13 protein-coding genes are annotated in these 12,926 nt (G+C 29.0%); 12 read left to right on the top strand and 1 reads right to left on the bottom strand.

From position 1 onward, the window contains the following. Positions 1–28 precede the first annotated feature (28 nt). A complete protein-coding gene (locus JOC62_RS04305) occupies positions 29–1,453 on the top strand; it encodes an MFS transporter (protein ID WP_204594000.1) in 1,425 nt (474 codons plus the stop codon). Positions 1,454–1,524: 71 nt separating this feature from the next. Here the strand turns inward: JOC62_RS04305 and JOC62_RS04300 are convergent, their stop codons facing one another. Continuing rightward, a complete protein-coding gene (locus JOC62_RS04300; protein WP_204593999.1) occupies positions 1,525–2,196 on the bottom strand; it encodes a ferric reductase-like transmembrane domain-containing protein in 672 nt (223 codons plus the stop codon). A 352-nt stretch (positions 2,197–2,548) separates the two neighbouring features. Here JOC62_RS04300 and JOC62_RS04295 point away from each other — a divergent pair, with 352 nt between their 5' ends. The 11 genes from JOC62_RS04295 to phnX all read left to right on the top strand — a co-directional run bounded on the left by JOC62_RS04295 (position 2,549) and on the right by phnX (position 12,915). After that, positions 2,549–4,048: a sodium-dependent transporter gene (locus JOC62_RS04295; protein ID WP_204593998.1), complete on the top strand. Its 1,500-nt coding sequence runs from the start codon at positions 2,549–2,551 to the stop codon at positions 4,046–4,048. Positions 4,049–4,084: 36 nt separating this feature from the next. Further along, positions 4,085–4,204: a MetS family NSS transporter small subunit gene (locus tag JOC62_RS04290; RefSeq protein WP_204593997.1), complete on the top strand. Its 120-nt coding sequence runs from the start codon at positions 4,085–4,087 to the stop codon at positions 4,202–4,204. A gap of 144 nt (positions 4,205–4,348) precedes the next feature. Further along, positions 4,349–5,215 (top strand): NAD(P)-dependent oxidoreductase, encoded by an 867-nt coding sequence (locus JOC62_RS04285; RefSeq protein ID WP_204593996.1) that lies wholly within the window; start codon positions 4,349–4,351, stop codon positions 5,213–5,215. A gap of 196 nt (positions 5,216–5,411) precedes the next feature. Further along, a complete protein-coding gene (locus JOC62_RS04280) occupies positions 5,412–5,756 on the top strand; it encodes a cupin domain-containing protein (RefSeq protein WP_204593995.1) in 345 nt (114 codons plus the stop codon). Positions 5,757–5,993: 237 nt separating this feature from the next. Then, the gene (gene hdhA, locus JOC62_RS04275; protein WP_204593994.1) at positions 5,994–6,782 is read left to right on the top strand and encodes a 7alpha-hydroxysteroid dehydrogenase; all 789 of its coding nucleotides are present in this window, start codon (positions 5,994–5,996) and stop codon (positions 6,780–6,782) included. A 99-nt stretch (positions 6,783–6,881) separates the two neighbouring features. Further along, on the top strand, positions 6,882–7,325 hold the full coding sequence (locus JOC62_RS04270) for a MarR family winged helix-turn-helix transcriptional regulator (protein WP_204593993.1): 444 nt from the start codon (positions 6,882–6,884) through the stop codon (positions 7,323–7,325). A 60-nt stretch (positions 7,326–7,385) separates the two neighbouring features. Then, positions 7,386–8,081 (top strand): pirin family protein, encoded by a 696-nt coding sequence (locus JOC62_RS04265; protein ID WP_204593992.1) that lies wholly within the window; start codon positions 7,386–7,388, stop codon positions 8,079–8,081. Positions 8,082–8,316: 235 nt separating this feature from the next. Further along, complete coding sequence (locus JOC62_RS04260) at positions 8,317–9,345, top strand: putative 2-aminoethylphosphonate ABC transporter substrate-binding protein (protein WP_204593991.1); 1,029 nt, start codon at positions 8,317–8,319, stop codon at positions 9,343–9,345. 29 nt (positions 9,346–9,374) lie between these two features. Continuing rightward, a complete protein-coding gene (locus JOC62_RS19285) occupies positions 9,375–10,379 on the top strand; it encodes an ABC transporter ATP-binding protein (RefSeq protein WP_341534793.1) in 1,005 nt (334 codons plus the stop codon). Between the two features lie 5 nt (positions 10,380–10,384). Next, positions 10,385–12,079 (top strand): putative 2-aminoethylphosphonate ABC transporter permease subunit, encoded by a 1,695-nt coding sequence (locus JOC62_RS04250; RefSeq protein WP_243425012.1) that lies wholly within the window; start codon positions 10,385–10,387, stop codon positions 12,077–12,079. A 17-nt stretch (positions 12,080–12,096) separates the two neighbouring features. Further along, positions 12,097–12,915 (top strand): phosphonoacetaldehyde hydrolase, encoded by an 819-nt coding sequence (phnX, locus tag JOC62_RS19110; protein WP_243425011.1) that lies wholly within the window; start codon positions 12,097–12,099, stop codon positions 12,913–12,915. Positions 12,916–12,926 lie beyond the last annotated feature (11 nt).

The following is a 12,926-nucleotide window of genomic DNA, read 5'->3' as shown; positions in this document are numbered from 1 at the left end:
TATATTTATATTATAGGAGGGTAGTAAAATGAATAAAGCTAATGAAGAAATCAGCTCGTCTAAAAAATGGAAGATATTAATTTGCGTAGTAACTATGACTTTTATGACGTGTATAGATGGAAGTATTGTAAATGTTGCATTACCAATGATTTCGCATGATTTAAATGTAAGTATGGCAGGGGTTCAATGGATTGTTACAAGCTATCTTATGACAATATCAGTACTGATATTATTATGCGGTAGACTTGGAGATATAAAGGGTAAATGCAGTGTTTTTAAAATAGGTATTTTAATATTTACTATTGGTTCATTAATGGGAGGTATATCAAAAAGTTTACCATTGCTTATAGTTGCAAGAGTAATTCAAGGTACAGGTGCAGCTTGCACTATGGCAAATAGTATGGGAATAATAACAAGCACCTTTGTAAAAGAAGGAAGAGGAAAAGCCATGGGAATAGCGGCAAGTGCAGTAGCTTTAGGTACAATGATAGGACCAGCTCTTGGAGGAATAATAGTTTCATTTAGATGGGACTGTATATTTTATATAAATATACCAATAGGCATAATAAACTTTATAGCATCAAAATTTGTATTAAATGAAGTGCAAAATGATACAAAACAAAAAATTGATATTAGAGGAACTTTAGTATTTGCTGTATTTATAGTATCAATAGTATTATCAGTAACAGAAGGTGAATTTAAAGGATATACAAGTGTACCCATACTACTTGGATTTTTAATTTCTATAATTTCATTTTCAATATTTATATATCTACAAATGACAGTTAAATCACCAGTTTTAAATTTAAAATTATTTAAGACAAAATTATTTTCTTTAAGTGTGCTTTGTGGATGTATATCATTTATAGGAATAAGTTGTGTATCAATATTATTACCATTTTACTTGCAAGATGTACTTAAGATGTCGCCATTTGAAACTGGTATGTTTCTTATGATATATCCTATAGCATTAGCTATTGTATCACCATTTAGTGGCTCACTTTCAGATAAGCTAAATGCAGAGCTTATCTCATTAATTGGTATTATGCTTTTAACTTTAGGGTTATTCTTAATGGGTACAGTTAAAGACGAAACAAGCATATGGATTTTAGGAATATATAGTGTAATTATGGGAGTAGGAAATGGAATATTTAAATCTCCAAATAATTCTTTAGTAATGGCAGAGATTAAGAAAAATGAGCTTGGAATAGCTGGAAGTGTAAATTCGTTACTTAGAAATTTAGGTATGGTATTTGGCTACACATTAGCTACAACACTTTTATATGATAGAATGAGCTATAAGATAGGATATCAAGTAGATAATTATATACTAGGAAGAAATGATGTATTTATATATGGAATGGATTGGGTATTCATAGTTGCAGGGGTAATATGTAGTGTTGCGACAATTGTAGCAATAATAAGGTATAGAAAGTTTAGTAAAGTTAGTTAAGAATATATTCATTAAAAACAACCTAGTTAAATAGACGATTTGTCTGTTTAACTAGGTTGTTTTTATTAGAACTAATTCTTTTTACTAAATGTTTTTACTAACTTTAGAATAAAATAAACACCAAATAAAACTGTATATGTTATTAATTTTAATAAATCTACTTGCTTGCTATTTAATAACGCAAGTAATATATGTACATAAGCTAAAAGGTAAAATGGATAAGCATATCTTTGTAGCTTTTTCCAATCCTTATATTTCATTTTGCTTCTAAACTTCTTAAGTGAAGTTATAAATAGTGGAATCATTATAATGAAAGCTATAAGTCCTACAATTAAATAAATTAAGTATAAAGGTTTTATAGGTTGATTATTAAATAATTTAACTATAAATCTAACAAAATACATTACACAATGTGGAAGTATAAGTATAGATCCAAGTATAGCTAGTTCAGCTCTTATGCTTAATAATTTCTTAGTTATGGTCCATCTTGAGTTTAATGCACCTGCAAACATTACTAACACAAAAAATGCAATTGCTATATTGCCCTTCATAGAAGCCTTTTCTAAATTAGCTATAATTCCCTGTAATTTTAAATTAGAAGTTAATCTTAAAATTTCATAAATAGTTGTAGCAATAGCTGCTATAGAGGCGATTGAATAAAAAATCTTAGAATGATTTCTGATTGTTTTTGTAAATAGTAGTGACATGAGTATTACTACTATTAATGAATAAATTAAATACATATGAGACCTCTTTTCTTTTTAAATTGATAATCAATATCAGATAAATTCTAATATAATATTATCTTAAAGTCAATGTTTTAGAGAATTAAAATGAATTTGATTTAATGAAAAACATAAAAAATGCAAAATAATTACAATATTATATTAAAGTAATTATTATATATTCAAAAAATAATTTATGGACTGATAATAAAGTGATAACAAAATCATATAATTAATCATACAATATCAATAAAATGTCTTTAAAACATATAAATTAATAACAAAATATTGATTTAATTAATAATTTGTAATAATATACATATAATGGATTCATATGTATTAGCACAAAATATAAAAAGGGGGAATTAAAATGGAGGATAAAAGAGAAGAGTGGGGATCAAAACTTGGATTTATACTTGCGGCAGTAGGTTCGGCAGTAGGCCTTGGTAACATATGGAGGTTTCCCTATGTTGCATATGAAAATGGAGGAGGAGCTTTTTTAATTCCATACTTCGTTGCTATATTTACAGCAGGAATTCCACTTTTGATTTTAGAATATGGAATGGGGCATAAATATAAGGGGTCAACTCCTCTAGCTATTGCAAGAGGAAAGAAAAGTTGGGAATGGCTTGGATGGTGGCCAACTATAAGTGCATTTATAATATTGATTTATTATTCAATGATACTTAGCTGGTCAACTAATTACTTAGGTCTTAGTTTTAGTAAAGGATGGGGAAGTGACACAAATACATTTTTCCATAATAATTTTCTAAACCTAAGTAATTCACCTTTAGAACTTGGGGGAATTGTATGGTATATATTACTTGGAATAGCTTTTGTATGGATAGTAAATTGGTTTATTTGTTATAAGGGAATTAAAGGGGGAATAGAGAAAGCTAATAAGATACTTTTGCCTATGCTAGTTGTAATTATGATAATAATTGCAGTTAGATCTGTAAATTTAGAAGGTGCAATTAAAGGGCTTAACACATTATTTACTCCAGATTGGTCAATGGTTATGGAACCAAAGGTATGGATTGCGGCCTACGGACAAGTATTCTTCTCTTTAAGTTTGGCTATGGGAATAATGATAACTTATTCAAGTTATCTACCAAAGAAGACAGATATAAATAATAGTGCTTTTATGACTGCATTTGCAAATTGCGGATTTGAATTTTTATCTGCGATAGCAGTATTTGCTATTTTAGGATATATGGCAACAGCTCAAGGAGTATCAGTATCAGAAGTTGTATCAAGTGGAGTAGGACTTGCATTTGTAGTATTTCCGCAAGTATTTACAACTATGGGATCAATAGGTACATTGCTTGGAACTTTATTTTTCTTATGCTTGATCTTTGCTGGAATAACATCATCAGTATCTTTAACACAGGCAGTAGCTGCACCTTTTCAAGATAAGTTTGGATGGAATAGAAATAAAGTTGTTACAACAATATGCTTAATAGGATTTTTAATTAGTACACTTTTTGCAACAGGAGCAGGTTTATATCTATTAGATATAATAGACAACTTTATAAATAACTATGGAATAGTTGTAGTTGGATTATTAGAGGTTATTCTAATTGGCTGGATAATAACTCCAGAGAAGATTCGTATTCATACTAATGGAGTTTCTTATTTTAGCATAGGAAAGTGGTGGGATGTAGTAGTTAAGTATGTTACACCATCTATATTAATATTTATGTTAGTTCAAAGCCTTCTTACAGAAATTAAAACACCTTATGGAGGATATAATTTATCAGAACTTTTATTATATGGATGGAGTGTAATAGCTTTTGGAATAATTTCTGCATTAATACTTTCAAAGAAACCTTGGAAGGATAAGCAAATTGAAGATTATATATCAGAATAATATAGGGTTTAACTTAGTAAAAGGGGGAATATATTTATGACAACAGCGGCTTTAGTATTATTTGCATTAGGCTCAACTGTATTATGGGGAGGATTAATTTTAACTATAGGAATATTTTTTCATAATGAGAAGAAAGATAGAGAAGAACTAGTATAAACTACACCAGTTTATATAAATAGATTCAAGATAATTTTAGGGTAATCTTGAATCTATTTTTTATATTCTAAATTATATATTTTATAATGATATAATAAAAAGTAATTAGTAAGATATTCTATTTGATTTTTGGGAGGTATATAAATGAAAAAGATAGGATTCATTGGTGTAGGTGTAATGGGAAAATCTATGGTAAGAAATCTAGTTAAGAATGGATTTGATGTATCAATTTATACACGCACAAAAAGTAAGGTATTAGATTTAATAGAAGAAGGTATAACTTGGTGTAATGATGTTAAAAGTTGTGCTAAAGATAAGGATGTAGTAATAACTATTGTGGGATATCCAAAGGATGTAGAGGAAGTTTACTTTAGGGAAGATGGAATAATAGAAAATGCAAAAGAAGGAACATATTTAATAGATATGACAACAACAAGTCCAAAGTTATCTATTAGGATTTATGATGAAGCAAAGAAAAGAAATATTTTCGCTTTAGATGCACCAGTTTCAGGAGGAGATGTTGGAGCTAAAAATGCTACGTTATCAGTTATGGTTGGTGGAGACAGAGATGCTTTTGAAGAATGTTTAGATGTTTTTAAAAGTCTTGGAACTAACATAATATACGAAGGTGAAGCTGGAAGTGGACAACATACCAAAATGGCAAATCAAATAGCATTAGGTGGTGCTATAGCTGGAGTATGCGAAGCTATAACATATTCCAAAAAGGTTGGACTAGATGTAGATAAAATGTTAGATAGTATTAGTAAAGGTGCTGCTGGAAGCTGGCAAATGAGTAATATGGCACCAAGAATGCTTAAAGGAGATTTTGATCCAGGATTCTTTATAAAACATTATATAAAGGATATGAAAATTGCAGATGATGAAGCAAAGGATGTTAACTTAGAGTTAGATATACTAGAAGATGTGTTAAAAATGTATGAAAAGCTTCAAGATGAAGGAATGGGGGATTTAGGAACACAAGCATTAATAAAATATTATGAAAATAAATAAAAATTATATATTCCAAATTAAAAAATGACAAAGCAAAAATTAATTGTTTCAAAATATAGGTCCAAGTATAAATTAATTGTATCTTGTAGAATATAAATTTTAACTATAAATATATGAATAATATAAGTGACTTAAGAGAAAAACTAGGTATATATAAATTAGTAAAATATTATATTTTAGAAGGAGATTTTATACTATGGAAGTTATTAAAAAACACTTATTAGATGGGACTTTAGAGCAATTTGGTGGAGATGTTGTACCTAAGATACCAGTTTTTGCAGGTGAGGATATAACATCAGAAGTATACTACTTTAAGCCTAATCAAATATTAAGATCTCATAGACATCCTAAGGGTGAGCAAATCTTTGTATTCTTAAAGGGTGAAGGAAAAATGTTAGTTGGTGATAAATCACATAATGTAGATCCAGGTGCTGTTGTTTTTGTAAAAACAGGTGAATGGCATGAAATAATAAATGGAACTACTGAAGAAATGGTTGCAGTTCAAGTAACAAAGGTCGATGCAGGCGCAGAATATAGGTAAAAGTAATTAATACAATAGTTTGGAATATAAATTTAAGGAGGGTAAAAATACCCTCCTTAAATATTGAGAAAGTTTTTTAATATGTAATAGATATTTAATAATAATAGTATTGATTGTATAGATAGAGAGTGCTAAATTGAGGATATAATTAGAAATAAATACTATGCTTAATGGATGTAATCATTAAATATTATTTTTATTGAGTATAGTATATACAGTAAATGGAGGTATTGAGTTATGGGAAAATTAGAAAATAAAGTTGCATTAGTTACATCATCTACAAAGGGGATAGGCTTAGCATCTGCTGCTGCTTTAGCAGAAGAAGGAGCTTTAGTGTATATTGCAGCTAGATCAGAGAAGCTTGCAAATGAAGTTATTGCAAATATAACTAAGAGAGGTTATAAAGCAAAGTTTGTACATTTTAATGCAAGAGAAGTAGATACTTATACTACTATGATAGATACAGTTATAAACAATGAAGGACGATTAGATATATTAGTAAATAATTATGGTGGTACTAACGTTAAATTTGATAAGAATCTTGTAGATGGGGATACAGAGGAATTCTTTAAAATATTACAAGATAACGTACAAAGTGTATATTTACCATGTAAAGCAGTTGTTCCATATATGATTAAAAATGGTGGAGGAAGTATAATTAATATATCATCAATAGGCTCTGTAGTTCCAGATTTATCTAGAATGGCTTATTGTGTATCAAAGGCTGCTATAAATTCATTAACACAAAATATAGCAACACAATATGCTAAGCAAAATGTAAGGTGTAATGCTATATTGCCAGGCCTTATTGGAACTAAAGCTGCTTTAGAAAATATGACTGAGGAGTTTAGAGCTTCATTTGTAAGACATGTACCGCTTAATAGAGTAGGTAAACCAGATGATATAGCTAAGGCAGTTGTATTCTTTGCTAGTGATGACTCATCATTTATAACAGGAGATCTTATGGAGATTGCAGGAGGTTTTGGAATGCCAACACCTCAATACGCTGAATTTATGGGAAAATAAAAAGTTATTATGATAAAGAGAATGTATTAATAGATCATATTAATACATTCTTTTAAAATTATGTTTGACAATATCACTAACTAGTGATAAATTTGAATCATGAAGAATAAATTTGTAAGAGATAAAGAAACAAGGTTAAGTTTATCAAGTTTAATTGCACTAAGTAGGGCTGATCAAAAGGTAGGTAAATTATCATATGAAACTATAAGACCTTCTGGATTAACTACATCACAATTTGCAGTTTTAGAAGTTCTATATAGTAAAGGAGACCTTAAGATATGCCAAATAATAGACAGTATACTTACTACATCAGGTAATATAACAGTTATAATTAAAAATCTAGAAAAGGAAGGGTTTATTAAGAAATTAAAAGATCCAGAAGATAGTAGGGCGGTTTTAATAAGTTTAACAGACAAAGGTAAAGAGGTAATAGAGGATATTCTTCCAAAGCACTTTGAAAACATAAAGAATATATTTAGTGTATTAGATGAAGAAGAGAAGGAACAATTAATAAAAATATTAAGTAAGATTAGAAAACTATAAATTTTTTTATATATTTATCACTAATTAGTGATAAATGTAATTATAGAAGGAGAGATTATTATGATTAGGCATTTAGAGAATAAAAATATGGGGAAAAGTAATTTAGGATGGCTTAAAAGTTCATTTCACTTTTCTTTTGCAGAATATTTTAATATAGATAATATGCATTTTGGACCACTTAGAGTATTAAATGATGACTTAATAGAAGCTGGAACAGGTTTTGATACACATCCACATGAAAATATGGAGATTATAACTTATATAGTATCAGGAGAATTAACTCATGGAGATAGCATGGGGAATAAGAGAACTCTATCAAGAGGAAACATGCAATACATGAGTGCTGGAACAGGGGTATATCATAGTGAACATAATTTGTCAGATGATATGTTAAGACTTCTTCAAATATGGATAATTCCAGATAAGCAAGGATTAAAACCACAATATGGCGACTTTGAATTTAATTTTGATGATAGAAGAAATAACTTCTTACACATGGTATCATCTATGGAAGGTAATGCTCCTATAAAAATAAATCAAGATGTTAATATCTATACTTTATTTTTAGAAGAAGGAAAAGAGATAGAATTTAAAGTTGAAGATGGAAGACAAGTATATCTTGTACAAATAGAAGGAAATTCTATAATAAATAATATTAAAGTGAATGAAAGAGATGCTTTAGAAATCATTGAAGAAGATATATCTATAAAATCGAAGACAGATTCACATTTTATATTAATTGAAATGAGAAAATAATATATATGATATTGCAAGTTAATAATAAATAAAGATACGTTAAAGTATTTTAATTTAGTTAACCTAATTTTAATACAATATTTGTAAATAAGCTCTGGAAGTAAGTCCAGAGCTTATTTTTTTCTTAATTAAAGAATTGAACAAGTCTTTAACCTTACAATAATAATCACTTAACTTTAGAGTTATATACTAGTAATTGAAAATAAAACAAAAAATGGTAACAAAGAGGTGCGGTATGAAAAAAAGGTTAATAGGTATTATAGCAGCAATTATGACCATATCCATTTTAACTATTGGATGTTCAAAAAATGAAAGTAAAACTAGTGAAATAACAGTATATACAGCATTAGAAGAGGATATTATAAATCAATATTTAAGCGATTATGAAAAAGGTCATCCAGATGTAAAAGTTAATATAGTAAGAGATTCAACTGGTGTTATAGCGGCCAAGTTGAAGGCTGAAAAAGATAATCCAGTTGCAGATGTAGTTTGGGGAGTTGGTGCAAGTAGTTTACTTACAATAGAGGATCAATTACAAGAATATAGTCCAAGTGGAGTAGAAAGAATACCTGATAAATTTAAAGATTCAAGTAAAGAACCTAAATGGGTTGGAATGGACATTTCAGAAGCTGGGTTTATAGTAAATGCGGAAGAATTAAAGGCTAAAGGATTAAATATTCCAAAAAGTTATGAGGAGTTATTAAAGGATGAGTATAAGGGATTAATAACAATACCAAATCCAGTTTCATCAGGTACAGGATTTCTTATAATATCTGGAATATTAGAAACTATGGGGGAAGAAAAAGGATGGAAGTACTTAGATGAATTAAATGATAACGTAGAAATGTATACGCACTCAGGCTCAAAGCCAGCAGTTAATTCATCTAAAGGTGAATTTCCAATTGGAATATCTATAGCTTATAGAGGAATAAGTGAAAAATCTAAAGGATCACCAGTAGAAGTTATATTTCCAACGGATGGGATTATGTGGGACGTTGAAGCAAATGCTCTTATAAAGAAAGAAAATATAAAAGAAGAATCAAAAGAATTCTTAAATTGGGCAATTAGCGATAGTGCAATGAAAGAGTACCATAAAAACTATCCTGTTATAACTATAAAGAATGATTATGAAATGCCAGAAGAATATCCAAAAGATATAAAAGAATCTCTTGTTGATATAGACTTTTCTAAGTTATCAAAAGAAAAAGATAAGATAACAGATGAGTGGAGCAAGAGGTATGATTCAAAGTCAGAGAAAAAATAAAAATTCTATATTGAAGGGGTGTATATGTTGTGAATGATAGTGTATATCTTAGTCTAAATAATATAAATAAGTATTTTGGTAAGTTTCATGTTTTAAAAGACATTAATATTTCTATAAAAAAGGGAGAATTTATATGTTTACTTGGACCAAGCGGGTGTGGAAAAACAAGTCTCCTTAGAATAATAGCAGCACTTGAGAAGGAAAATGGCGGGAAAATATCTTTAGAAGGAAAGGATATAAGTAATTTATCAACAAAGGATAGAAATGTGGGCATAGTATTTCAATCTTATGCATTATTTCCTAATATGACAGGAGAAGAAAATATAACATTTGGATTAAAAAATAAAAAAATAAGTAATTACGAGATTCAATCAATACTAAAAGAAACTATAGAGCTTGTCCAATTAAACGGAATAGCACATAAATATCCATCACAAATGTCTGGTGGACAAATGCAAAGGATAGCACTTGCGAGGGCAATAGCAATGAAGCCTAGCATATTACTTCTTGATGAGCCATTATCTGCATTAGATGCAAAGGTTAGAGGAAGGCTTAGATATGAAATAAAAGAATTACAAAGAAAGCTTAGAATAACAACAATAATGGTAACTCATGATCAAGAGGAGGCTTTATCAATGGGAGATAGAATTGTTGTTATGAATAGAGGCGAAATTGAACAAATAGGGACACCGGAAGAAATATATAATAACCCATCAAGTGATTTTGTAGCTGATTTTATAGGAACTAGTAACTTCTTAAAAAGAGAAGGTAAGAATGTGATGATAAGACCAGAAGATATAACTTTATCAAATATTAAATCAGAAGATTCCTTAACTTATGTAGTTAAGAATATAGAATTTAGAGGTAGTATCTATAGGATAAAGCTTGAAGAGAATAATAATTTTATATTGGCAGATATAACATCTAATAAATTTAAAGAACTCAACATAAAAGAAGAGGACAAAGTTGAAGTGATACTTGGACTTAATGATGTAATACCTTTTAAAGAAGAGATGACTGAGAAGGTGGGTTAAATAGGTTGAATAGTTTAAAGGAAATAAAAGAATTAGATAGAGAAGAGCTATTAAAGAAGTTACTTATAGTACTTATGGTTACATTATTAGTTATATTTATATTTATTCCAGTAGTGATGCTATTATTTACATTAACAAAAGATAGACATGGGCAGTATGTAGGATTTGAAAATGTAAAAATGTATTTAACATCACTTGGATTTAGGATATCACTAAAAAACAGTCTGTTTGTATCATCTATAAGTACAATAATATCGGTAATGTTAGCATTTTTATATGCTTATGGACTTACAAGGACAAATATAAAATTTAAAGGTGCATATCACTATTTAGCTTTATTACCTATATTTGCACCGACAATGTTATATGGTATAGCACTTATATATTTATTTGGTAATAAAGGATTTATAACGATGGGCTTAGGTATCAACTTAGAGCTATATGGTCCTTTGGGAATAATAGTATCAGAAATAATATATACATTTCCTCAATGTTTTTTAATACTTTATATAGCCCTTAGGAATACAGATAACAGATTGTATGAGGCAGCTGAATCATTAGGTATAAATAAGTTTAAACAATTTTTTTATGTGACACTTCCAGGAATTAAGTACTCACTAATATCTTCTGTTTTTGTAGCATTTACTTTAAGTTTTACAGACTTTGGGGCACCCAAAATTGTTGGTGGAAGTTATAACGTATTAGCTACAGATGTATATAAACAGGTTGTAGGTCAAAATAATCTTCCAATGGGATCAACAGTTGGGATGATACTTATAATACCAGCACTTTTATCATTTATAATAGACAGGGTTACAAATAGTAAGCTAAAAAATGGAAGTGAAATATCAGATTTAAGAGAAGTTAAGATTAAAGATAATAAAGTAAGAGATATTATATTTATGATATTTAACAGTATTATATCATTAATATTTGTAGTAATGATATTTGTAGTTTTACTGGCAGCATTTATAAAGGTATGGCCTTATAATTTAAGCTTAACACTAGATCATTTTAAGTTTAATACAGGGAGCGCAAGTGGATTAACAAGTTATATGAACTCATTAGTTATAGCACTACTTACAGCTATAGTTGGAACATTTATAACATTTATGAACAGCTACCTAATAGAGAAAGTAAAGAGTTTTAAAATTCTTAGGGGGGTATCATACTTACTATCTATAATTCCATTATCACTTCCAGGATTAGTAATAGGAATAAGCTATATAATCTTTTTTAACAATCCAGATAATCCATTAAACTTTATATATGGAACTATAGCAATTGTTGTTATAGGCAATATTATTCATTTCTATTCAGTTCCGTTTATAAACCTAACAGGAAATCTAAAGAAGATCAATAATAATTTCGAAGAAGCAGCAATGACATTAAAGATACCCTTTTATAAGACACTATTAAAGGTAACTATTCCAATGTCTTTAGAGGGTATACTAGAGAATTTTATGTACTTCTTTACAAATTCTATGGTAACTATATCAGCAGTTGTATTTTTATATTCACCAAAGTTTATGTTAGCTACAATCTTAATAGTAAATTTAGATGATGCAGGAAATACTGCAGGAGCAGCAGCACTAGCATCTCTGATAATAATAACTAACTTAATAGTTAGAGTTCTGTATCAATTAATAATGAAAAAGATAAATAAAAATAAAGAGTATAAGATGGAGAGAAGTTTATAGTGAGGAGAGATTTAATTATGAGAGAATTAAATAATATAAGCGGTGTAATAGTAGATTGGGCAGGAACTATGGTTGACTATGGATGCATGGCACCACTTAAAGTTTTTGTAGATGTATTTAAGGAAAGAGGCATAAGTATAACAAATGAAGAAGCTAGAGGGCCTATGGGACTTAAAAAGATAGATCATATAAGAGAATTATCTAAGCTAAATTCTGTACAAAATCAATTTCGAGAAATTTATAATAGAGAAATCTCAGAAGAGGATGTAATTAGTATTTACAATGAGTTTGAACCTAAATTATTAAGTACATTAGAAAATTATGCAGAGCCTATAGATGGAGCTTTAAAGTTAGTAGATTTTATAAAAGATAATGATCTAAAGCTTGGGAGTACATCAGGATATACAAAAGTTATGATGGAGATAGTAGTAAATGCGGCTAAAGATAGAGGGTACTCACCAGATTATGTTGTAGCAGCAGATGAATTAAAAGAAGCTAGACCATATCCATATATGATATATAAAAATGCAATTGAACTTGAGATGTATCCACTATGTAATGTGGTTAAAATAGGAGATACACCATCCGATGTAATAGAAGGAAAGAATGCTGGAACTTGGACTATTGCGATATTAAAAGGTGGAAGTCAAGTTGGAATGAGTAAAGAAGAAAGTTTAACTCTTACAAGCGATTTACAGAATGAGAAGATAGAATCAGCGAGAAGCATATTTGAAGATTTAAGAGCTGACTATATAGTAGAGTCTTTAGAATGTGTTGTGGATGTATTAAAGGAAATTGATGAGAGAATAGAAAGCGGAGAAACTCCAAGAAGATAGGAAGAGGTGTA

It is taken from the genome of Clostridium sardiniense (assembly GCF_016907995.1).
Taxonomy (GTDB): Bacteria; Bacillota; Clostridia; order Clostridiales; family Clostridiaceae; genus Clostridium; species Clostridium sardiniense.
The sequence above is the reverse complement of the archived record's forward strand: the minus strand, read 5'-3'. Positions and strand labels throughout refer to the sequence as shown.